Annotated in this window: 14 protein-coding genes and 1 pseudogene; 14 read left to right on the top strand and 1 reads right to left on the bottom strand. The window is 63.6% G+C overall.

The annotated features are described in order from the left end of the window. Nucleotides 1–166 precede the first annotated feature (166 nt). The 3 genes from KF708C_RS25285 to KF708C_RS34870 all read left to right on the top strand — a co-directional run bounded on the left by KF708C_RS25285 (nt 167) and on the right by KF708C_RS34870 (nt 2,525). Nucleotides 167–661: a hypothetical protein gene (locus KF708C_RS25285; RefSeq protein ID WP_020200670.1), complete on the top strand. Its 495-nt coding sequence runs from the start codon at nt 167–169 to the stop codon at nt 659–661. A gap of 119 nt (nt 662–780) precedes the next feature. Then, nucleotides 781–1,011, top strand: coding sequence for a hypothetical protein (locus tag KF708C_RS35925; RefSeq protein ID WP_156173944.1), 231 nt, complete (start codon nt 781–783; stop codon nt 1,009–1,011). Nucleotides 1,012–1,148: 137 nt separating this feature from the next. Further along, nucleotides 1,149–2,525 (top strand): pyridoxal phosphate-dependent decarboxylase family protein, encoded by a 1,377-nt coding sequence (locus KF708C_RS34870; RefSeq protein WP_082079842.1) that lies wholly within the window; start codon nt 1,149–1,151, stop codon nt 2,523–2,525. A 110-nt stretch (nt 2,526–2,635) separates the two neighbouring features. Here KF708C_RS34870 and KF708C_RS37080 read toward each other — a convergent pair. Further along, nucleotides 2,636–2,748, bottom strand: a pseudogene (locus tag KF708C_RS37080) (transposase); the annotation flags it as partial. Nucleotides 2,749–3,271: 523 nt separating this feature from the next. Here KF708C_RS37080 and KF708C_RS25275 point away from each other — a divergent pair. The 11 genes from KF708C_RS25275 to KF708C_RS25240 all read left to right on the top strand — a co-directional run bounded on the left by KF708C_RS25275 (nt 3,272) and on the right by KF708C_RS25240 (nt 22,849). Beyond that, nucleotides 3,272–4,720 (top strand): aldehyde dehydrogenase family protein, encoded by a 1,449-nt coding sequence (locus KF708C_RS25275; protein ID WP_059413663.1) that lies wholly within the window; start codon nt 3,272–3,274, stop codon nt 4,718–4,720. Nucleotides 4,721–4,731: 11 nt separating this feature from the next. Beyond that, nucleotides 4,732–5,730 carry a tripartite tricarboxylate transporter substrate-binding protein gene (locus KF708C_RS25270; protein WP_059413889.1) on the top strand — a complete coding sequence of 333 codons (999 nt, stop codon included), beginning with the start codon at nt 4,732–4,734 and terminating at the stop codon, nt 5,728–5,730. Nucleotides 5,731–5,776: 46 nt separating this feature from the next. Continuing rightward, nucleotides 5,777–6,778, top strand: coding sequence for a tripartite tricarboxylate transporter substrate binding protein (locus KF708C_RS25265; RefSeq protein WP_059413662.1), 1,002 nt, complete (start codon nt 5,777–5,779; stop codon nt 6,776–6,778). A 40-nt stretch (nt 6,779–6,818) separates the two neighbouring features. Then, on the top strand, nt 6,819–7,982 hold the full coding sequence (locus tag KF708C_RS25260) for an iron-containing alcohol dehydrogenase (protein ID WP_043365039.1): 1,164 nt from the start codon (nt 6,819–6,821) through the stop codon (nt 7,980–7,982). A gap of 19 nt (nt 7,983–8,001) precedes the next feature. Then, nucleotides 8,002–9,018, top strand: a complete 1,017-nt coding sequence (locus KF708C_RS25255) for a LacI family DNA-binding transcriptional regulator (protein ID WP_020200664.1) — start codon at nt 8,002–8,004, stop codon at nt 9,016–9,018. A gap of 662 nt (nt 9,019–9,680) precedes the next feature. Further along, nucleotides 9,681–20,648, top strand: coding sequence for a hemagglutinin repeat-containing protein (locus KF708C_RS25250; RefSeq protein ID WP_231586575.1), 10,968 nt, complete (start codon nt 9,681–9,683; stop codon nt 20,646–20,648). Then, entirely contained in the window at nt 20,575–20,901 is a 327-nt protein-coding gene (locus KF708C_RS37075) for a YrhB domain-containing protein (RefSeq protein ID WP_082079837.1), read from the top strand. The genes KF708C_RS25250 and KF708C_RS37075 overlap by 74 nt, the downstream gene beginning before the upstream one ends. 145 nt (nt 20,902–21,046) lie before the next feature. Then, nucleotides 21,047–21,388 (top strand): hypothetical protein, encoded by a 342-nt coding sequence (locus KF708C_RS37070; RefSeq protein WP_197090424.1) that lies wholly within the window; start codon nt 21,047–21,049, stop codon nt 21,386–21,388. 124 nt (nt 21,389–21,512) lie between these two features. Next, entirely contained in the window at nt 21,513–21,704 is a 192-nt protein-coding gene (locus tag KF708C_RS34860) for a hypothetical protein (protein ID WP_156173942.1), read from the top strand. A gap of 11 nt (nt 21,705–21,715) precedes the next feature. Continuing rightward, entirely contained in the window at nt 21,716–22,357 is a 642-nt protein-coding gene (locus KF708C_RS25245) for a hypothetical protein (RefSeq protein WP_156173941.1), read from the top strand. Nucleotides 22,358–22,573: 216 nt separating this feature from the next. Beyond that, the gene (locus KF708C_RS25240; RefSeq protein WP_063923059.1) at nt 22,574–22,849 is read left to right on the top strand and encodes a hypothetical protein; all 276 of its coding nucleotides are present in this window, start codon (nt 22,574–22,576) and stop codon (nt 22,847–22,849) included. Nucleotides 22,850–23,013 lie beyond the last annotated feature (164 nt).

Below are 23,013 nucleotides of genomic sequence, written 5' to 3'. Positions count from 1 at the left end.
CACCCATGCGGGCGCTACGGCGCCTAATTTTTGAATTGCTGTATCGACCAACTAGTTGGTTGTTTGTTTTGTAAGTCGTCATTGTCGCCCGTGCATTCATCCATGCTGCCGCCCGCGTTGCGGCGATCGGGGGGCCTTTCTTACCTTCAGAAGGAGTCATTGTCCTATGCCTCATCCCATCTCCGCGTTGGGCGCGAGTCACACCATTCTCAGCCTGGCGACTTTCGCAGCGGGTCTCTATAGCTTCGCCCGATATCAGAAAATGGATAGCACCAACCTGTCCACCAGGATCTACTTGTCCGGCATGGTGGTCTCGGTACTCACATCGTTTGGCTTGTCCAGCACAGGCGGTTTCAATGTCGGCCACGCACTGGGCATCGTTGCGCTGGTTGCGATATTGGGCGGCGTATTCGTTCCGCGGATAGGAATCCTGGGGCATGCGCGGCGATACCTGTCCCAGTTCGCATTCACGTTCAGTTTCTTTCTGTTGTTAGTCCCCGGGATCAATGAGACGCTGACGCGGTTGCCTGTCAGCCATCCCCTGGCGAGTGGTCCTGAGTCCCCCGTCGTGCGGGGCGCGCTTGCCGCGTGGCTGGGGATTTTCTTGCTGGGATCGTTATTGCAGTTCCTGTTGCTTCGTTCGTACCGCGGCCGTGCATAAGCGGAGTTTTGCGCCAACGACATTTCCCGACATGATCTTGTCGGGAAATGAAGTGCGATCCGTCGATCCTCTGGACTTCACGCCGCATCGATGCGGAGGCATGAATCTGGGAGCGAACCATGCATGCTGACAATGGCATAGTAGAGAACAACGGGAATCTGGAGAGTATGAAAATCATGCTTGACGATGACGAAGCTTTGGAGGGCGTGGAGGCGTGGCTGAATGGGCAAGGATTGACCATCAAACTAAGCGCAGGATACCCGGGGCGAAAAGCTGACGAGTACGTGGAGTCGTGCGCGGGCTGGTTGCTGCGCCTGATACAACATGCGCGCGCGGCAAACAACAAATAGCTGGCTGGCGGCCCGGGCAACTACGTGTATTTCCGTATCTTGTATCAGGGTATTGGCTGTTTCCGATGCCGACAAAACGCCACTGGCGCGAGAATCGATCGCGCGCGTCTGGTCCACCGGAAAGACATGGAGTCTCTATGGAAGAATCGTCGGCACACGGGGTCTTGCGGGACGCCTCTGAGAGAGCCATATCGTACTTGCAGTCAATAAAAAATCGGTCGGTAATCGCCTCGCCCGAGGCCATGCGCCGTCTCGGCGAACTGAGGCATGCGCTACCGCAAAAGGGCGTTGATTCGATCGAAGTCCTGCGACGCCTCGACGAGATCGGATCTCCTGCGACTGTCGCCACCGCAGGGGGACGTTATTTCGGTCTGGTGATGGGGGGCGCTTTGCCAGTTACCGTCGCGGCGAGCTGGCTGGCGACGGCGTGGGACCAGAATGCCTGCTTCCGATGGACTTCTCCGATTGCGGCGACGCTGGAAGATGTATCGCTGCAATGGCTTCGCGACTTGTTCGGCATGCCGGAAGGCGTCGCAGGGGCGTTTGTCAGTGGCGCATCCATGGCCAGCCTGACCGGGCTGGCATCCGCGCGCCACGCGCTTCTTTCGCGTCTGGGTTGGGACGTGGAAGCCAAAGGCATCTATGGGGCGCCCGAACTCCGCGTTGTTGTCAGTGAAGAGGTTCACGTGACGGTGTTGAAGGCGCTCTCGTTACTCGGCCTCGGACGCGAGCGCGTTATCCTGGTCCCGACCGACCGCCGCGGGCGGCTCAAAGTCGATAGCATGCCGGCGCTCGATGGCCGCACAATTGTCTGCATCCAGGCTGGTAATGTGAACACCGGTGATTTCGATCCGGCGGCGGAAATCTGCCTTCGTGCAAGGCAGGCCGGCGCCTGGGTCCATGTCGATGGTGCTTTCGGTCTCTGGGCACTTGCGAATCGGAATTTCGATGCGTTGACGGCTGGCCTGGCCGAGGCGGATTCCTGGGCGACGGACGGCCATAAGTGGCTCAACGTTCCTTATGATAGTGGCATCGTCCTTGTTCGGAACGCAGCGGATCTACGGGCAGCAATGTCGGCGAATGCGGCGTACCTGGCCGAGGGTGCCGAGGAGGGACGTGAGCCTTCCCACTACACACCGGAATCGTCCAGGCGGGCGCGTGGCGTCGAGATATGGGCCGCGTTGCTGCATCTCGGCCGCGACGGTATTGCCGAGCTCGTCGGGCAATTCTGCCGCCTTGCACGCCAGTTCGCTGACGGCCTTTCGAGTCACGGATACGAAATACTCAATGATGTCGTGCTTAACCAGGTGCTCGTATCATTCGGATCGTCCGAGGCAACGCGAGCCGTCATCGATTCGCTCCAGGCAGAGGGTGTCTGCTGGTGTGGCGGAACATCATGGCAAGGCCGCACTGCAATGCGCATCAGCGTTGCGAATTGGGCAACGACCGAGACAGACGTCGACCTCAGCATTCAAGCCATGGTAAGGGCCGCGACAGGTTCCCCGCGCGTGTGAGTGCTTGAAGCCTGTTTCGAGATTCGAGGATGGGCGATTCTGCGCAGCGGCACACCGCCCATCGCGATGTAGCGCGTCGCCTCGGATACATCCGGGCGTTGCCCGCGGTTCCTCACGAGACGACGCCAACGCACCGTCTGCCAAGGCCAGAATTCCCCGGCAACATGCGCCAGCCGCAACCGGAGCGCACCAGGTAGCACGGTGCATTGATCACCTCGCGCAGATAAGGCGGGTGTTTCGTTTTCATCAATTCGATCGTTGTCGTGCGCGCCCGGTGCGCCCTGGCGGGCCAAGACTTGCCTCGTCGACGACGTCGGCGATGCTGGACTCGTGGGAGTCGCTGGTTTCGGGCGGCATCCGGCCCCGATCCGCCGCCGCCAGTCCTGCGTCTGGCTCTCTTCCATGACGATGCCGCCGTGCGGCCGGCGACCGATCCCTCCCCGCGGGTCCCGGCCGCGATCAGGGCGTGCGGCGTGGCCGACGCCAACCTCTTCCTTGGGGAACGACTGCCGCCGGTGTGCTTCCACAAGCACAATGATCTCCATTCATGGAAAACGTTTCCTCAAAATGGCGGGCACCGCTCAATTGGCCGCCACGCTGTCTGGCGGAAGATCAGCGCATACCCACGGAAATCAGGGATAAATAGGGGTAATCCCGGGCATCGTATGGTTTGACTTCCATGTCCGATGCGACGAATATGAGAAAACGTTTTCTCAACAGGCTTTCCCCAGCCCAAAAAAGTCCCGATGCGTACCTCCCGCTTTCCCGCCGACACCCTTCCCCCCACTGGTAATCTGATCAACGGCAACTGGGTCGACTCCGGCGACCGCTTCGACGTGGACGACAAGTTCACCGGCGAGACCATTGCCACGCTGTCCTCCGCCACGCGCGAGCAGGTCTCGCAGGCCGTGCGCATTGCCAAAGAGGCGGTCGATGCCGGCCCGCAGGCGCCCTACGACCGCAGCTTGGTGCTGCGGCGCGCGGCGGATCTGCTGGAAGCGTGGCGCAGCCGCTTTGTCGATGCGATGACCACCGAAGCCGGCTTCACGCTGGTCGATGCCAACAACGAGGTCGACCGCGCCAAGGTCACGCTGACCCTGTGCGCCAACGAATCCACGCAGTTGACCGGGGAAGTGGTGCCGTTCGCCGCCAGCCCCGGCGCGCACAAGCGCATCGGCTTCACGCAGCGTTTCCCGGTGGGCGTGGTGTGCGCGATCACCCCGTTCAATTCGCCGCTCAATACCGTGCTGCACAAGGTGGGGCCCGCGTACGCGGCAGGCAACGCGGTCGTCCTCAAGCCGTCGGCCTTCACGCCGCTGACCAGCGCGCTGCTGGGCCAGGTGCTGCTGGAGGCCGGCATGCCGGCGCCGTTCCTGTCGATCCTGCAAGGCGAGGGCGACACGGTGGGGGCGTGGCTGCTGGACGAGCAGGACGTGGCCTTCTACACGTTCACCGGCAGCACGCGCGTCGGCCGCATCATCCAGCGCGCGGCCGGCCTGCGCCGCACGCAGATGGAGCTGGGCAGCATTGCCAGCACGTTCGTCGCGGCCGATGCCGATCTGGATCGCGCCATTCCCAGGATCGCCAATGCCGGCCTGCGCAAGGCCGGGCAGGTCTGCACGTCCGTGCAGCGCCTGTATGTGGACCGCCGCATTGCCGACGAGGTCGCGCAGCGCCTGGTCGCGTTCGCCGGGACGCTGGTCGCCGGCGATCCGCGCGATCCGGCCACGCGCGTGGGGCCGCTGATCAGTGAACAGGCGGCGATCCGCGCCGAGACGTGGATCGGCGAGGCCGCCGCCGCGGGCGCGCGCGTGCTGTGCGGTGGCGCGCGCCGGCGCTCGGTCATCGATCCGGTGGTCATGACCGACGTGCCCGACGAAGGCCGCGTGTGGTGCCAGGAAGCGTTCGCGCCGCTGATCGCGCTGCGGCCGTTCGACGATTTCGACGCGGCGCTGGCCAGCGCCAACAGCACGCCGTTCGGGCTGGCGGCGGGCATCTTCACGCAGGACATCGATCGCGCCATGAAGGCGGCGGCAACGCTGCGCTTCGGCACGGTGCAGATCAACGAGACGTCGAGCGCGCGCTCGGACGTGATGCCGTTCGGCGGCGTCAAGGACAGCGGCTTCGGCAAGGAAGGGCCGCACTACGCCATGCGCGAGATGACCGAAGAGCGTCTCGTCGTCTTCAATCCTTGATGAGGCCCGCCATGACATCGCGCGCATCCGGCCGCCGCATGGTCCTCAAGGCGGGCGGCGCGGCGGCGCTCGCCTTGCTCTCGGGCGGCGCCTTCGCACAGACGTATCCCGCCAGGCCACTGACGCTGATCGTGCCGTTCGCGGCGGGCGGGCCCACCGACATTCTCGGGCGCGTCATCGCCGAGGGCATGGCGCGCGATCTCGGCCAGCCCGTGGTCGTCGAGAACCTGCCCGGCGCGGGCGGCACGCTCGGCACGGCCCGCGCGGTACGCGCCGCGCCGGACGGCTACACGCTGGTGATCGGCAATGTCGGCACGCTGGCCGCCAACGCCACGCTGTACAAGTCGCTGTCCTACAACGTGCTGAAAGACCTGATCCCGCTGGCCTCGGTCGGCGACGCGCCGCAGGTCATCACGGCGCGCAAGGATTTTCCGGCGACGGGTCTCGACCAGTTCGCCGCCTACGCGCGCCAGAACGCCGGCAAGATGAACGCGGGCGCGGCCGGCGTGGGCTCCGGCTCGTTCCTTGGCAGCGTGCTGGTGAATGCCAGGCTTGGCGTCAACGTCAATATCGCCAACTACCGCGGCGCGGGCCTGGCGCTCAACGATGTGGCCGCCGGCCACATCGACTACCTGGTCGACAGCACCACCACGTCCACCAGCTTCATCAAGTCGGGCATGGTCAAGGGCGTCGTCGTGCTGCGCCCCAGGCGGATCAGTGCGCTGCCCGACGTGCCGGCCGCCGGCGAGTCGGGCATCAAGGACCTGAACTACGACATCTGGAACATGGTCCTCGCGCCGAAGGGCACGCCGGCCCCGGTGGTGGCGCGACTCAACAAGGCACTGCGCAGCGCGGTGCGCGACCCGCAGACCCAGGCGCGGCTCGCGCCGGCCGGCGTGGAAGTGCCGGCCGAGCGCCAGCAGACGCCGGAAGGCGCGGCCGAGCTGCTGGCCGGCTCGGTGGCCACCTGGCGCACGCTGCTGTCCGGGCTCAACGTCACACTCGATTAGCATCCCCGGCCACAGGCCGAAACATAAGAAATTCTGGAGACAGACCATGATGCATTCCCTCAAGAAGATCGCGCGCACGGCAGGCGCATTCGTTGCACTGGCCGCTGCGGCAGGTGTCGTGGCAGGTGTCGCGGCAAGTCCGGCCGTCGCCGCCGACTGGCCGACCAAGCCCATCACCATCGTGGCGCCGTTCACGCCCGGCGGCACCACCGACATCGTGGCGCGCGCGATCGCGGCGCAGCTGCAGCGCGAACTCGGACAAGCCGTGATGGTGGACAACCGCCCCGGCGCGGGCGGCACGCTCGGCGCCGCGATGGTGGCGCGCGCGCAGCCCGACGGCTACACGCTGCTGCTGGCGAACGTGGGCCACGCGGCGGCGCCGGCGCTCTACAAGAACCTGCCTTACGACTTCGAAAAGGACATGACGCAGATCACGACCGTCGCGGTCGTGCCGAACGTGCTGATCGTGCGCAAGTCGCTGCCGGTCAACAACGTCAAGGAACTGATCGCCTACATGAAGGAGCATCACGCCGAGGCGACGTACGGCTCGGCCGGCATCGGCACCACGCAGCACCTGTCCGCCGAGCTGCTGAAGAAGCAGGCGTCGTTCGATGCCGTGCACGTACCGTACAAGGGCGCCTCGCCGATGATGACCGACATCATCGGCGGCCGCGTGACCTTCGCGCTCGACTCCGCCGCTTCGGCCAACGCCCAGCTTGCCGGCGGCAACATCAAGGCGCTGGCGGTGACCACCGCGCAGCGCACGCGCTTCCTGCCGAACGTGCCGACGCTGAGCGAATCCGGCGTGCCGGGCTATCAGATGAGCACGTGGTACAGCCTCGCCGCGCCGCGCAACCTGGCCGCGCCGATCCGCGACCGCATCTACCAGGCCGTGGTGGCCAGCATGAAGGATCCCGCCATGCAAAGCACGCTGCAAGGCATGGCGGCGGAGCCGGGCGGCATGGCGCCGGCCGTGCTGACCACGTTCGTGCATGCGGAAACCAAGCGCTGGACGACCATCGCCGCCGGCTTCTCCGCGGCCGACTGATCGATCCCCATCGATTCCCTGTCGATTCGACTATCTTTTCATGTCCATTACCGATATCTCCACCTTCTTTTGCCCGACTCGCATCTACATGGGCGCCGGGTCCCATGAAAAAATCGCCACCATCGTGCGCGATCGTGGCTGCAAGCGCGTGTTCATCGCGGTGGATGCCGCGCTGCTCGCCAGCGATTTCTACGGGCGCGTGGCCGCGCTGCTGGAGCGCGAAGGCGTGGCCATCGCCACCTACTCGGAGATCGAACCCGACCCGAGCGCGCATACCGTGGCGCGCGCGCTGGAGGTCTGCCGCGCGCACGAGGCCACGGCCATCATCGCCATCGGCGGCGGCAGCACCATCGACGTGGCCAAGGCGGTCGGCATCGTGCTCGCCAACGGAGGCCGCATCCATGACTACGAGGGCATCGAGGCATTCTCGATCGCGCCGCCGCCGCTGATCGCGATTCCGACCACGGCGGGCACGGGCTCGGAGGTATCGGGCTCCTGCGTCATCACGGATACGGAAAAGAACCTCAAGATGTCGATCCGCCATGCCGCGCTCAACCCGGCGGCATTCGCGATCCTCGATCCGCTGGCACTGCGCACCGTGCCGGGCCACGTGGCGGCGCACTCCGGCATCGATGCCTTCGTCCATGCGTTCGAGTCGTATATCTCGCGCCAGTCCAACCTGATCACCGACGCCATCAATATCCAGGCGATCGAACTGCTGGCGGGGAACATCCGCCAGTTCGTGGCCGACCGGGAGAACCTGGAGGCCGCCACCAACATGCTGTGCGGCTCGGCGCTGGCCGGCATCACGTTCGGGCAGACCGGCCTGGGGAACGTGCACTGCATGGCGCGTTTCGTCGGTGCGGAGTTCCACCTGTCGCACGGGTTGTCCAATGCGCTGTGCCTGCCGGCGGTGGCGCGCTTCAACCTGATCGCCAATCCCGCCAAGTATGCGAAGGTGGCGGCCGCAATGGGACGGCCCGTGCAAGGGCTGCCGGTGCTCGACGCCGCGCGCATGGCGGTGGAAGCCATCGAGGCGCTTTGCGCGGACCTTGGCATCCCGCGCCGCCTGCGCGACGCGGGCGTGACCGGGGACAAGCTGGAGGGGATGGCGGAGTTGTGCGTGCAGGCCAACTATAATCGCTGGAATCCCCGGAAGACGACCCTTGCCGATTTCCGGAATCTGTTCCAAGAAGCCTTTTGATTCTGATCCGGAAGCCGATTTGACCAAGCGCGTGACTGTCCATGACGTCGCCCGCGCGGCGGGCGTCGCGATAGCGACCGTCTCGCGCGTGGCGAACGGGGTGCCTACCGTGGCGGAGGACGTGCGCGTGCGCGTCCAGGCCGCCATCGACGAACTGGGATGGAAGCCCAGCGTGGCGGCGCAGAGCATGCGGGGCGTGTCCGCGCGCATGATCGGCTTCATCTTCTCCGACATCCGCAACCCGATCTATTCGGCGATGGTCAAGGGTGCCGAAGGCATCCTCAGCGAACACGGCTACATGATCATGGTGGCCAGCAGCGACGGCAGCAGCGAGCGCGAACTCGCGCTGCTCGACCTGTTCCGGCAACGTGGCGCCGACGGCGTCATCTTCGCGGTGCAGGACGAATCCAACGGCAAGGTGCTGGCCAACATCCGCTCCGGCAACCTGCCCGTGGTGCTGCTCGAGCGCGAACTCGACGCCCCGGTCAATGCCGTCGGCGCCGATCACCTCAGCGGCACCCGGCGCGCCGCCGAATACCTGATCAGCCTGGGGCACCGCCGCATCGCCATGATCACCGGCGGCAGCGGCACGCGCGTGGCGCGCGACCGCCTGCTGGGTTTGCAGCAGGCCCACGACCAGGCCGGCCTGGCCGTGGATCCGCAACTGCTGCGGCTCGACAGCTTCTCGACCGAATACGCATACCGGGAAATGCAGATGCTGCTGAGCCTGCCGGAGCCGCCCACCGCGGCGATCGTGCTCGGCATGCCGCTGCTGTCCGGCGTGCTCCCGGCCATCCGCATCAGCAATCGCCGCATTCCCGAGGATATTTCGCTGATCGCCTCGAACGACAGCGAACTCGCCCAACTGGCCACCCCGCCAGTCTCCGTGATCCGCTATGACGCCCACGCGCTCGGCAACGAAGCCGCGCGCATACTGCTGCGGCAGTTGAAGGGCGAGGTGCCGCCTGACCGGATCCGCATCCAGATTCCGACGGAGCTGGTCCTGCGCGGGTCGTGCGCGCCGCCGGGGGGATGATTCGGGTCTGTTTCGTGCGCGTGATGACTCGGCAGCCGTTGGCGCATCTTTGGGAATGGCTTCGTGACCGGCTTACGCCACGTATCTTCTACGATGATCCGAAATCTTTGTGCGTGCGCGCTTCTTGTCACTGCGGTGGTGATCCATTAGCAGGAATATAGGTTTCCGCGAAACGCTCGCTTTTTTCAGCCTTATTGCCGGGAATGCCGATGCTGACGCCCTACTTATGCTTGTGCAACCCATTACTAATAGCCTTTTAAAGATAATTTTTTAGGCTTTATAAGTTATGTGAAAATCTGATTTAAGAAATTTTCAGATCAGGGCGACAGGGGGCTATGGAATGCATCGCTCCTGGATCAAATCCATTCACTTTCCTTATCCAGCGCGGCAGTGCGGGCGATCTCGGTTGCGGGCGCAACAAATTTGTGAGGATTATCAGAGTTTACCTAGTTATAAAGGGGGGTATCAGCGCTTTGTACCGTACATTAAGCTGCGCGCAGTTTTTTGTTGTTACAAAAGGTTACAGCTGTAGTTGCGCGCGGTAGGACGGTGTTTGCCCCTAGGTTGCTGCGGATCTCAGCGCGTTGCCGCTAGACACGCCAGTTTCCCGGGTTGCCATGAATCGTCTTTGTTACCGCATTGTCTTCAATCGCACACGCGCCATGCTCATGGCCGTGGCGGAAACCGCTTGCAGCACGGGGACCGGCAGGGCCGCCGCCTCGCCGGCGGGAGGAACAGCGAAGACGAACTCCGGCGCAACCCGGATTGGTATCCCGGCGATCCAGCTTGCGGTGTGGGCCTGCATGGGACTGCCGATGGTGGCCGGGGCGCAGATCGTGGCCGACCCGAACGCCGGCGCCAATCGCCCGGGCGTGATCCAGACCGCTAATGGTCTCCCGCAGGTCAATATCACGCGGCCCTCCTCGGCAGGGGTGTCGGTGAACCACTACACGCAGTTCGACGTCAACCGGCCCGGGGCGATCCTCAACAACTCGCCGGTGATCACCACCACGCAGCAGGCTGGCTACATCAACGGCAACCCCAATCTGCTGCCTGGGGGCTCGGCACGGATCATCGTCAACCAGGTCAACAGCACGTCACCGAGCCAGCTGCGCGGCTACCTCGAAGTGGCCGGGGGACGGGCCGATGTGGTGATTGCCAATCCAAACGGACTGCTGGTCGACGGCGCAGGCTTCATCAACACCAGCCGCGTGACGCTGACCACCGGCACGCCCGTCTACGGCGGCAGTGGCAGCCTGGATGCCTTCCGTGTGACCGGCGGCCAGATCAGCGTCGAGGGCGCCGGCCTCAATGCTGCGAGCACCGACCAGGTGGACCTGATCGCGCGTGCGGTCAAGGCCAATGCCGCGATCTATGCGAACAGGCTCAACGTGGTGGCCGGCGCGAACCAGGTCGACTACAACGCGCTGTCAGCCAGCGCGATCGCTGGCAACGGACCGGCCCCGGCGGTCGGCATCGACGTGAGCGAGCTGGGCGGCATGTACGCCAACAAGATTCTGCTGGCGTCAACGGAGCTTGGTGTCGGGGTCTCGAATCGGGGTGTGCTGGCGGCGCAGGCCGGCGAACTGACGCTGACCGCGCAAGGCAAGCTCGTGCTGGCCGGCCAGACGAACACCACCGGCAATCTCGCGGTCTCGGCACGAGACGGCATCGACAATGGCGGCACGACGTATTCGGCCGGTGCTGCCTCGCTTCGCACCGATGGCACATTCTCCAACGGTGGCACGCTGGCGGCGCAGCAGTCGCTTGGCATCCAAGCGCAGAGTGTGGCATCGACGGGCACGCTCGCGGCTGGTTTGAACCCGGATGGCACGCCGGGCCCGGCAGCCGACCTGACGGTGAGCGCAACCGGGGCCGTGTCTGCCACAGGCCGGAACCTGGCAAGCGGCAACGCCACAATCCAGGGCGCCAGTGTCAGCCTGGCAGGCAGCCAGACCGCGACAAATGGCAATCTGGGCCTCACCGCAAGCGCCGGCAATCTCGATCTGACGGGGGCGACGGCTGCCGCGGGCGCGGCTCTGGTCGTCAATGCGCAGGGGGCGCTCGTCAACGACCGGGGCCAGATGTCCAGTGGCGCGGCCACCAGCCTGAGCGCCGGCAGCCTGTCCAACCAGGGTGGCCAGATCGTGTCGCAGGGCGCCACGACGATTCAATCGGCGGGCGCAGTCAACAATATGCAGGGCACGGTCCAGGCCGGCGGTGCGCTCACGGCCACGGCCGCATCGGTGGACAACACGGCCGGGCGCATGGTGTCGCTCAATGCGGATGGCCTGTCGATCCAGACGGCCGGCATGCTCATCAATACGGCTGGCACCACTGCCAGCGGCGCCCAAGGCGGCGTCATTGGCGGCAACGGGAACCTGCGATTGACCGCCGGTGGCCTGATCAACCACGGCCAGGTCAACGCGCAGGGCGATGCCACGGTGCATGCCGCCTCGCTCAACAACGACACCGGGACGCTCAGCGCGGGTGGCGCGCTCACGGCAACCGCCGCTGGCGGCATGAGCAGCCGTCAAGGCGTGGTATCGGGGAGCAGCGTCGCCGTCGCCGCCCAGTCGCTCGACAATACTGCTGGCCAGATCGAAGGCGGTCAGCTTGCCATCCAGGCGACGGGCGACCTGATCAACCAGGGCGGCAGCCTGAAGCAGTACGGTCAGGCCGATACCGGCATCACCGCAGGTGGCAAGCTGGACAACACGGGAGGCACCATTGCCGCCAATGGCCAGAACCTGACGGTCAATGCGGGCAGCCTGACCAACGACGGTGGCCAGGTCTCCCACGCCGGTGCAGGGACGCTGGCGATGGCCAGTCAAGGTCCAGTCATCAACGCGGGCGGTGTCATCCAGACCAACGGCGCGCTGACCGCACAGCTCGGATCGCTTGACGGCGCCGGCGGCACCGTATCGGCTCAGAAGGCGCTGGCGCTCACGGTACAAGGCGCGGTGGACAATACCAGCGCGACCCTGCATGCGGGCGATGGACTCACCCTGCAAGCTGCGGGCGCACTGACCAACGCGGGCGGGCGCATCGAGTCCGCCAGTGCGGATGGAGCGTTGTCCGTGTCGGCCGCAAGCGTTGACAACACCGGCGGACGCATCGCCAATGCGGGCGATGGCCTGACCCAGGTCACGGCGCGGCAGCAGATCCTGAATGCACCCGGTGCAACATCTGCGGCGGGGCTCATTGGCGGCAATGGCGCGCTGGCGCTGAATGCAGGCACATCCATCGTCAATCAGGGGGTGATATCCGCCCGGGATGACGCAACCCTCAACGCTCAAACCATCGCCAACGACACCGGCAGCTTGACCGCCGGTGGGGTGCTGTCGGTGGCCAGCACCGGGACAACGAGCAATCGTGGCGGTTTCATCTCGGCGGCGACCACGACGCTGGGCGCGGCTTCCCTGGACAACACAGATGGCTGGCTCGATGGCGACAGCGTCAACGTCACGACCGCAGGAGACCTGTCCAACCGTGGGGGCACGATCAAGCAGTACGGTCAGAATGACACAATCGTTACCGCCGGCGCCAAGCTCGACAACACGGGCGGCATCATCGCGGCCAATGGCGCCAATTTGACCATTGGCGCCGGCACCCTGGTCAATGACAGCGGGTCGGTGGCGCACGCGGGCACCGGTACGCTGGCAGTGGCAAGCCAGGGAACCCTCTCCAATGCCGCGGGCGCGATCCAGACCAACGGTAGCCTGCAGGCGCAGGCCACGACGCTCGACAACAGTCAGGGCACGATCACCGCCCAGGGTACGGCGACTGCAATCACGAGCGGCAATCTCGGCAACCGGCAAGGCAGCATATACGGCCAGACCGGACTCACACTAGCCAGCGGTGGCACCGTGGACAATACCGCCGGCTCGGCACAGACCGCCGGCAACCTCGCCGCGGTCGCGACCGGGGCCGTGGTCAACCAGGGCGGCAAGCTGGCGGCCAATGGCCTTCATGGGGAGGTCAACATCTCGGCCACCAGCGTTGACAATACTCGGGGCCTGCTGGTCAATGCCGGCGATGGCGTGACGACCGTGACGGCGACGAATGCATTCACCAACACCGCGGGCAAGCTCGGCGGCAACGGTGATGTCACCATCGGTGCGCAGGCGCTGGCCAACAACACCGATGGCACCGCGGGTGGGCTGGTGGCGGCAGGTGGCGCACTCGCCCTGAACATCACGTCGCAGCTCGACAATCGTGGTGGCACGCTATATGGCCAGAGCCTGACGCTCAACCAGGCTGGCGCGACGTTCAACAACGCCGGTGGCCAGGTATTGGGTAGCACGGACGTCAAGCTCGATGTGGCATCGCTGTCCAACCTGGGCGGCGCGGTGAAGGCGAACCAGGATGTCGTCGTGGGCGGTGCCGTGTCCGGCAGCGGGACAATGATCGCCGGGCGCGACCTGACGCTGAACGTGGCCGGGGATTACACCAACGATGCGAGCAATCTGCTGCGCGCCAACAGGGATATGCGGGTCGCCGCCAGCGGCACGCTCGCCAATACCGCGACCTTGGCGGCGGCAGGCGCCCTGACTGTCTCCGGGGCCAATGTGGCAAACGCAGCCGGCGCCGATATCAACTCTGCCAATACCACCGTCACGGCCAGCAACATCGTGTCGAATGCCGGACGCATCGAGGGTGACGCAGTCCTGATCGGCAGCCCGACGGTGGTCAACACCGGCACGGTGATCGGCAACAACGTCCAGGCACAGGGAACGGACATCGTCAACAATGGTGCGGCGGCGCTGATGGCGGCGGTCCAGAACCTGAAGCTCTACGCGACCAACTCCGTCCAGAACCTCGAGGGGGCTACGCTCTACAGCGCGGGCAACCTGCAAATCGCCCGTGATGGCACGCGCGACTCCAACACGGGACTGCTGGCCAACCAGGTCAATACGCTCATCAATCGCTCGGCCAACATCGAGGCCGATGGCGATATCGACATCGCCGCCAATCAGGTCAGCAACACGCGAACGAGCATCGTGACCACGCCTGGCACGCCCATGCAGACTGCCGTCCAGACACTCACGCTCTGGCAAGCGGGACTCATTGACATCGACCTGAACTCGCATTCCAGCGTCACCTTTCCGGGCTGGAACTGGAGTGCGCAGAACGCGCAGATCAGCACACCGCAAACCAACGCGCTGCGCGCGCCAGTCACGGTGACCGTGGACAAGTCGACGGTGACGAGCCTGAACACCACCAGCCAGACGCTGTCCTTCACGCAATCCCCGATCGAGGAATACAACGGCATGCCGACGGGGGCGAACTGTGATCCGAGTACGCTGATCTGCACGCGCCCGCTGACAGTCAATCCGACACAGTACTACCAGTCGATCACGGACAACGGTACGACCTACAGCATTACGTTCTGGCCTGACTGGGACCCGAACGTCAATATCCGCCCGGATCTGGTGCGGCAGGCGAACTTCGGGCACGACTACAACGAGATCTCCCGCACCACCGTCACCATGACGGCAACGGACCAGCTCGTCAGCGCCACTGACCCGGCGAAGATCCAGGCGGGCGGCAGCATCCGCATCAATAGCAATGGCGGCAATATCCTGAACCAGTCCTCGACCATGGCGGCGGGCGGAAATCTGGTCCGGGTGGCGGCCAATGGCGGGGTTCAGGATGTCGGTACGGTGCTTCAGCAAACGGTGACGACCGAGGACACCTCGACTTTCTACTGGCACCAGCGTACCGGCGGCAGCCAGGACATACAAGTTGTGGCGCTCCCCGGCGAGCCGCAGGCGCCAACTACGGTGATGGCGCTGCCCGCCATTGCCACGGCCAATCAGACGGTACAGACCACGGCCCAGAACGTGACCGTGGCGTCGGTCAATGCCGTGGGTGCGACCGTCACCGGTAGCAGTGTCACGGGGGGAGGTGCAAGCGGCACGCAGCTGGCGGGCGTCTCTGGTAGCGCGGGCGGCGCGGCTGCGGTCAGTGCGGGCGGGGCTAGCGCGGTGACAGGTGTGACCGGGCAAGCCCGGCCCGCGCAGACGCTCGGGACGGCCAGCGGCGGGATCCCGAACCTGAAACTGCCGACCAACGGCCTCTATACCATCCGCACGACGCCGGGCGACACGTACCTCGTCGCCACGGACCCGCGCTTCACGCAGTACACGAACTTCATCTCCAGCGACTATATGCTCAACGCGCTGGGGCTCGATCCGCAGAAGACGCAGAAGCGCCTCGGCGATGGCTTCTACGAGGAGAAGCTGATCCGCGATCAGGTCACGCAGTTGACGGGCAGGACGTTCCTGGCGGGCTACACCGACCAGCTCGAAGAGTACAAGGCGCTGATGAACAATGGCGTCACCTATGCCAAGACCTTCAACCTGACGCCGGGTGTGGGCCTGACCGACGAGCAGATGCGCCAGCTCACCACCGATATGGTGTGGATGGTGTCGCAGGACGTGACGTTGCCCGATGGCACGACACAATCGGTGCTGGTGCCGAAGGTGTATCTGGCACAAGGCAACGGTGTGGACCTGCAGTCAACGGGCGCGCTGGTCGCCGGCAATGCCGTGTCAATCAATGCTGCCGGCAGCGTGGAGAACAGCGGAACGATCGTCGGTGACATCGCCACGCAGGTGGTGGGTACCGATATCGTCAATCGGGGCAGCATCGGAGGCACGGGTACGACCGTGGTGAGCGCAACGCAGGACGTGCGCAACCTGGGCGGCCGCATTGGCGGACAGGATGTGGTGGTCGCCGCCGGTCGCGATGTCGTCAATGAATCGCAGACGATCACGAATGCCACCGTGCTTGCCAACGGCAATAGCGCGAGCGCCACCGGGATTGGCGCGGTGGCGTCGATCTCGGGGACGAACAATGTGGCCGTGATGGCCGGGCGCGACCTGACGTCGACGGGCGCGACGCTCAGCGCCGGCAACGACCTCGCGCTGGGCGCGGGCCGGGACATGCGCTTCGGTACCGTGGCGACGGGCACCACCCAGGATGCCACCGCGCATGGCGGACAGGACTATCTGCACGACCAGACCGTCGTCAATCAGGGCAGTACCATACAGGCCGGCCAAAGCGTCACCGCCGTCGCCGGCCGAGACATGACGCTGACGAACACCAACGTCCAGTCGGGTGCCAACGCGGCGCTGGTTGCCGGGCAGAACGTTGCCATCGTCAATGCGACCGATGCGCATACGCACAGCGAAGCGGCGCAATCGAACCGGCAGCAATCGAGCTACACCCAATCGTCGTATGACGAAACGGTGCAGGGCAGCAACGTCCAGGCGGGCCGCAATGTCTCGATCGGTGCGGGGCAATCCACGCTGGCCGCCACGGCTCTCGCGGCGAACGGCATTACTGCGGCGTCGACGACCGGGTCGGGCAGCGTCGCGATCACGGGTAGCGCCGTGTCCGCAGGTAATGACGGCAAGGGCGGCGGCAGGCTGGCGGTTGTGGCAACGGACGGCGTGACAGTGAGCGAAGCCCGCGAGGTACACGATGCCGCGTCGGAGAGCCGCACCCGCAGCAGCGGTTTCCTTTCGCGCAGCTCCACGCACGACCAGAGCAGCAGCCATGAGGACCTGGGCGTGGGTAGCACGCTCGCGGGCGATAGCGTTGGGCTGAAGGCCAACAACGACGTCACGATCCGTCAGAGTGCGGTCATTGGCTCGGATGCGGTGAATCTCCAGTCCACCCAGGGCAACGTGGTCATCACGGCGGGCCAGAACGTGCGGGAATCCAGCGTCTCGCACGAGGAATCGAAGTCTGGCGTGTCCGCCTTCGCGGGAGCCGGCGGCATCGGCGTGTCGGTGGGCAGCAGCGGCGGCAGCGCAAGCGGCCATGTGCTGGCGGTGACGCAGAGCGACGCGCGCTCGACGGTCGGGGCGACCGATGGCAACGTGACCATTAACGCTGGCAAGAGCGTGGCCATTATCGGCAGCGATGTGATCGCCGGGGCGACACCCGGCAATTCTGCCGCCGGCAATATCGACATTCAGGCGCAGAACATCAACGTGACGGCCGGAGTGGATCACGTCAGCGAGCAGACCAGCCAGAGCAGCCATTCCAGCGGCTTCGGCGTGGCGCTGGTGGGCACGCCACTGGACACCGCGCGGAATCTGTCGGCTGCACAGAAGAGTGCTAGTGGGGTGACGCGCGCCAAGCAGACCCTGAATGAGATCGGTGCCTCGGCGGCAACAATGCCGCAGCTTGCGATCACGGCAGGCAGCAGCCACAGTGACAACTCGGCCAGCACGGATTCGGTGACGCACCAGGGCAGCAGCCTGTCCGGCGCGGGGAACGTGACGCTGCGCGCGACTGGAGATGGCCAGACCGATGCCGACGGCAAGGCGCTAAGCGGTGACATTCTGCTCTCCGGCAGCTCCGTCACGGCGGGCGGGACAGCCACGCTCGACGCGCAGCGCAACGTCAATATTGCGACTTCGACAGATACCTTCCAGTCGTCATCGGCCTCCAGCAGTGGCGGTTGGCATGCCAGCACGGCCGTACCAAGCCTGGGCGATATCGGGCGGAACATTGGTGGCGGGCCGAACAACAGCGGCGTGGGTCTGTTCCCCTATGGCTCGCAGTCGGCCAATGGCAGTGGCGATTCGTCCGCGACCAGGCAGAACGCCAGCCTGGTGACGGGCAAGGATGTCACAGTGACCAGCCGCACCGGCGATATACAGATTACCGGCAGCGGCATTGCGGGTACCAACGATGTCTCGCTATCGGCCACGCAGGGCAAGATCGACATCCTGTCCGGCCAGGACAGCCAGAGCCAGCGGCAGGACAGCTCCAGCCGTCAGATCGGGGATCTGGGCGGTAGCGGCTACGCCGGCACGGTAGGCGTGCAGACGAGCTCGCATCACCTGGATACCGCGCAGACCAGCCAGAACACGATCCGCAGCCAGATCGCCAGCAATGGCGGTAGCGTCTCCATCGTCGCGAGGGACGATATTACGGCCAAGGGTGCGGACATCTCGGCTGGGCAGAACGTGACGATGGTCGGCAAGAATGTCGTGCTCGATCCGGGCACCGATACCAGCGCCACCAACCAGCGGGACAAATCCAGCCAATATGGTGTGACGCTGGCGCTCTCGGGCTACAGCGTGCAGGCAGCCCAGGCGGCGGAGAATGCCGCACGCGCGGTAGAAGATGGCAAGAGCGACAAGGTCGCTGCGCTGTATGCCACGCAGGCTGCCATAGCAGGGCTGAATACGTATAACGCAGCCTCAGGTGCGAAACCGGTCGGGGTAGACAAGACCGGCAATCCCGGCAACAGCAACGGCGGCAGCGCGCTCATCAAGGCAACGGTGAGTATTGGTGGCGGCAGCCAGCAAAGCGAGTCACATACCCAGAGCAGCAGCGTGCAGGGGACGACGGTGACCGGGGGCAATAACGTCACCATTGTGGCGACCGGTTCGGGGGGCACGGGCACGGATGGCTACGCTACCGATGGCGATATCACCGGTCACGGGGCGCAGATCGAGGGCAAGAACGTTACCCTGTCCGCAGCGCGCGACGTGAATCTGCAGAGCGCGCAAGACGCCTCCAGCCAGAACAGTTCCGGCAGCGGATCGAGTGCGAGCATCGGGGTGGGTTTTGGGCTGGGCGGTCAGCAGAACGGCTTCACCATTGAGGCGGCCGCGAGCCAGAACCACGGCAATGCCAACGGCGATTCGGTCACGCATCAGAATAGCCACGTGACGGCCGGCGATATGCTGACGGTATCGAGCGGGCGCGATACCAACCTGCAGGGCGCACAGGCCATCGGCCAGACGGTCGTGGCCGACGTGGGCCGCAACCTGAATATTGCGAGCCAGCAGGACACCGACAACTACCATAGCCAGCAATCCTCTTCCGGAGCCCAGGTCAGCCTCTGCGTGCCGCCGCTGTGTGCCGGCACGACCGTCAGCGGCAGCGCCAGCACGAGCAAGGGCAATACCGACAGCACGTACACATCGGTGGTGGAGCAAAGCGGCATCTACGCGGGTAACGGCGGCTTCAATGTGAACGTCAAGGGCAACACGGATCTCAAGGGGGCCGTGATTGCCAGTACTGCCGATCAGACGAAAAACCAACTCACCACCGGCACGCTCACGACCAGCGACCTGCAGAATGCTGCCGATTACAGGAGCGACAGTTCGACGATTGGGGGTAGCTTCGATAGCAGTTCGACCTTAACCCAGAACCTGACGAATTCCGCCATGACGACGGTACTGGGTCAAGCGGTTGCGCCCAGCACCGGATCGGCTTCCGGCGTGACGCGAAGTGCCATCGCGTCGGGTACTGTGACCATTACGGACAACGCTGGCCAGGAAGCCATGACCGGCAAGACGGCAGACCAGACGGTTGCCAGCCTGGACCGGGACACGGCCAACGCCAACCAGAGCATCGGCAAGATCTTTGATGCACAGAAGGTGGCGGACCAACAGGCCGAGCGCCAACTGGCAGCGCAGACGATCCAGCAGGCGATGCCGCTCCTGGATAAGGCGGTTGGCGATCTGCTCAAGAACCAGTCTGAACCGATCAAGGTGGCAGTGCACGGGCTGATCGGTGGGCTGCTGACGTCGCTGGTGGGTGGGGATTTTGCGAAGGGTGCAGCGGCGACCGCAGCGGGGACTGCGGCCATCGCCGTGCTCGATGAGAGCCTGGGCACGCTTGGTCTTGACAAGCCGACTCGCGATGCCGTGTTGCAGGCTGTTGGGATGGTGGCGGCAGGGGCGGTAGGTGGTGGTGGTGCGAACGGCGCGGCTGCTGCGGGGGCGACTGGTCTGGCGGATGCCTACAATCGGCAGTTGCACAATGTGAGCGATGCGGACCTGCGTATCAAGGCGGCCGAGCTTGCCAAGGATCCAAAGTACGCAGAGATGACGCAGGACGAGATCTACTACGCGATTCGCGTCGTGTATCGAAATGACCAGGTTGGTACGGGAGACCTGAAAAGCTTTGATACGCAGGCACAAGCCAATGCGGCCGGGGTGCCGGTGTCCTATGATCAGACGACAGGCAAATGGCTGGAAGACCCCGAAGTTGCCACGGCGCGGCTCAATGGTACACAGCGCACCCAACTGGACAGTCGGCTACGCGAGGACCTGTGGAACACCGGCGGGGCCTTCCGGGCGGAACTGATTGAGGCGAGTAAGCCGAGTATGGCAGCTGGAGCGGATGCTGTTTTTGGTGCAGCAATGACAGGGTTGGCTGGCAGACTCGGAAACGTACGCGTTGACGGCAGTAACTCTGTGCCGGCAGGATCTGTGAAAGACGTGAATCCTACTGGCTCGACGCAGAACTGCACCAATTGCGTATATGTTGTTGACAATCAGCTTGCGACCGGAGCAAAGGCAAGTGCGCTACCGCGTTCCGAACCTCTTCCGTTTAATGAGTTGAACGGCCTATACAACACCAAAATGAGTGGCTGGACGACAAGGACAAACGTTGAAGACACTCTGCTTGGCGCAGGAGAAGGAACCCGGGCGGTGGTCTATGGGATGGATACCCAAAGAGCAACGGCTCATGTCTGGAATGCAGTAGTTCAAGGCGGCAAGGTAAACTATATAGATGGGCAAACAGGTGGTTCGGGCGCAGCTAACTTTAGCAGGTTCCCGAATATCCGCTTTGGGGTCATCAACTAGGGGAATTATTATGGGTGTTGCAGAAGCCAGGAAGATCGCTGAGAAATATCTGCAGGAAAAGATGACTCCTCCCAAGGATGATCTGTATGTGATCGTCGACGCCGGGATTCGGGAGGCCGATGGGGGATGGTACTTTCCATATCAGACACGTCGCTTCATCGAAACAGGTGATATTGATTACTCTGTTGTCGGGAATTGGCCCATCTTTGTTAGCCATGATGGAATCTGCCATGGCGCGAGACTGCCCACATAGATTTGCACACGGCGTACTGTGCCGCTTGGTAAAGAGCGAGGATGGTGGAGACCTGTGGAACTCCGGTGGGGCTTTCCGGGCCTCACTGATTGAGGCGAGTAAGCAGAGTGTCGCGGCTGTAGCAGATGCTGCTCTTGGCGCTGCGATGTCAGGAATGGCCGGGAAGAACATCGGGAATGCCGCGCAAAAGCCGAGTGCAAGTGCTCCAGGAAAGCTGATCGGTTCGGTTGATGGGCTAACGGCGGCAGAACAGAGCTTTGCAGGCAAATTGGTTGCAGGTGGCCGAACGGTTCAGGTGACACCTTCGTCCAATGCTGGAAGGGCGGCGGGTTTCCTCATTGAGGGAACGACGTATGAGTTGAAGACGATGACGGGTGTTGTAAGTCAGACATCTGACGGGTTGTCGAAGGCGATATCCAGTACAGCAATGGATGCACGCGGGCAGTCTCCGGATATTATTTTGACGCACGAAATCAGCCAGGCATGACGGCTGATATTGCCTAGTGCAGAGTAAATCGTGCATATTCTGCGGATTCCAGATCCGGTGCCAAGATTCAGAGCGTTACGATCATTACTCATCAGGGGGAAATATACGTTTCGAGGTTACCACAATGACAGCTATGATTAATGGATATCCAACGGAAATCGAGTTGCGTGAAAGGATAGAACGTCAACATGCAAGGCGGGGAGCAACCGAGACCGTTGTACTGATCTGGCACGGCTATCTATCCGGCTTGCTAGAGTGGGGGCTAATTGAAATAGACGTATTTGATCGGCTTTGCGAATTGCTTCCAAAAACCTGACGAATTCCGCCATGACGACGGTACTGGGTCAAGCGGTTGCGCCCAGCACCGGATCGGCTTCCGGCGTGACGCGAAGTGCCATCGCGTCGGGTACTGTGACCATTACGGACAACGCTGGCCAGGAAGCCATGACCGGCAAGACGGCAGACCAGACGGTTGCCAGCCTGGACCGGGACACGGCCAACGCCAACCAGAGCATCGGCAAGATCTTTGATGCACAGAAGGTGGCGGACCAACAGGCCGAGCGCCAACTGGCAGCGCAGACGATCCAGCAGGCGATGCCGCTCCTGGATAAGGCGGTTGGCGATCTGCTCAAGAACCAGTCTGAACCGATCAAGGTGGCAGTGCACGGGCTGATCGGTGGGCTGCTGACGTCGCTGGTGGGTGGGGATTTTGCGAAGGGTGCAGCGGCGACCGCAGCGGGGACTGCGGCCATCGCCGTGCTCGATGAGAGCCTGGGCACGCTTGGTCTTGACAAGCCGACTCGCGATGCCGTGTTGCAGGCTGTTGGGATGGTGGCGGCAGGGGCGGTAGGTGGTGGTGGTGCGAACGGCGCGGCTGCTGCGGGGGCGACTGGTCTGGCGGATGCCTACAATCGGCAGTTGCATAAGGATACCAAGCCGGCAAAAGACGAAGAAAAGGCATCAGAATGAATTCGGTGGTTTGATCACGACGCAACAGCAGTTTGCTGATCAGATTGAAAATATACTCAATAACCCTTCGACGAAGAAGCAACTGAGCAACGGTCGTTCTGCATATTGGGACGATGTTTTCGGTATGGTTGTCATTCGGAACCCTAATGCGGCGGATGGCGGAACCGCATTTAAGCCGACGAATGGGAAGGCGTATTTTAATAACTTGAGATAACTATGAAGATAAAACGAATTTCCGACGATGTCGAGGTCGAGCTTAGCCAAGATGAATTGCTTGTTCTCAATGCGGCTCTTAACGAGGCTTGCAACGGCATTGACGTATTTGAGTTCGAAACACGGATCGGTGCTTCGAGAGCCAATGTAGAGCGTCTGTTGGCGGAGATTCAAGCGGCGCTTGATCAGATCGACGAGAGACAGAGGATTCGTAAGCTGTCGGTGGAGGCGTTCGCACACAGTCAAAACTTGTCGCTACAAACGGTGCTAGCGGGATGAGTCCCAAGGTTTGTTGTCGCCACGCAGGATGTACTCTGCGAGCTTAAGAAGGCGGTCAAAGGATTCGAGGCGCGAAGCGGTGATGGCAAACCTTTCGACGACGATGACCTCGTCACCGATATAAGATCAGTTCGAGATACGTACTTGGCGAAAGTTTGATCCTC

It is taken from the genome of Cupriavidus basilensis (assembly GCF_000876015.1).
Lineage (GTDB): Bacteria > Pseudomonadota > Gammaproteobacteria > Burkholderiales > Burkholderiaceae > Cupriavidus > Cupriavidus basilensis_B.
Note: the sequence above shows the minus strand (reverse complement) of the source record. Positions and strands in the feature narration are given on the sequence as shown.

Excerpts from the sequence above, each read along its gene's own strand:
- KF708C_RS25245 (WP_156173941.1), top strand. The coding sequence starts at position 21,716 with ATGACGACGGTACTGGGTCAAGCGGTTGCGCCCAGCACCGGATCGGCT.
- KF708C_RS25260 (WP_043365039.1), top strand. The coding sequence starts at position 6,819 with ATGTCCATTACCGATATCTCCACCTTCTTTTGCCCGACTCGCATCTAC.
- KF708C_RS25265 (WP_059413662.1), top strand. The coding sequence starts at position 5,777 with ATGATGCATTCCCTCAAGAAGATCGCGCGCACGGCAGGCGCATTCGTT.
- KF708C_RS37075 (WP_082079837.1), top strand. The coding sequence starts at position 20,575 with ATGGGCAAACAGGTGGTTCGGGCGCAGCTAACTTTAGCAGGTTCCCGA.
- KF708C_RS25275 (WP_059413663.1), top strand. The coding sequence starts at position 3,272 with ATGCGTACCTCCCGCTTTCCCGCCGACACCCTTCCCCCCACTGGTAAT.
- KF708C_RS25285 (WP_020200670.1), top strand. The coding sequence starts at position 167 with ATGCCTCATCCCATCTCCGCGTTGGGCGCGAGTCACACCATTCTCAGC.
- KF708C_RS25270 (WP_059413889.1), top strand. The coding sequence starts at position 4,732 with ATGACATCGCGCGCATCCGGCCGCCGCATGGTCCTCAAGGCGGGCGGC.
- KF708C_RS37070 (WP_197090424.1), top strand. The coding sequence starts at position 21,047 with ATGTCAGGAATGGCCGGGAAGAACATCGGGAATGCCGCGCAAAAGCCG.
- KF708C_RS25250 (WP_231586575.1), top strand. The coding sequence starts at position 9,681 with ATGCTCATGGCCGTGGCGGAAACCGCTTGCAGCACGGGGACCGGCAGG.
- KF708C_RS35925 (WP_156173944.1), top strand. The coding sequence starts at position 781 with ATGCATGCTGACAATGGCATAGTAGAGAACAACGGGAATCTGGAGAGT.
- KF708C_RS34870 (WP_082079842.1), top strand. The coding sequence starts at position 1,149 with ATGGAAGAATCGTCGGCACACGGGGTCTTGCGGGACGCCTCTGAGAGA.
- KF708C_RS25240 (WP_063923059.1), top strand. The coding sequence starts at position 22,574 with ATGAAGATAAAACGAATTTCCGACGATGTCGAGGTCGAGCTTAGCCAA.
- KF708C_RS34860 (WP_156173942.1), top strand. The coding sequence starts at position 21,513 with ATGACAGCTATGATTAATGGATATCCAACGGAAATCGAGTTGCGTGAA.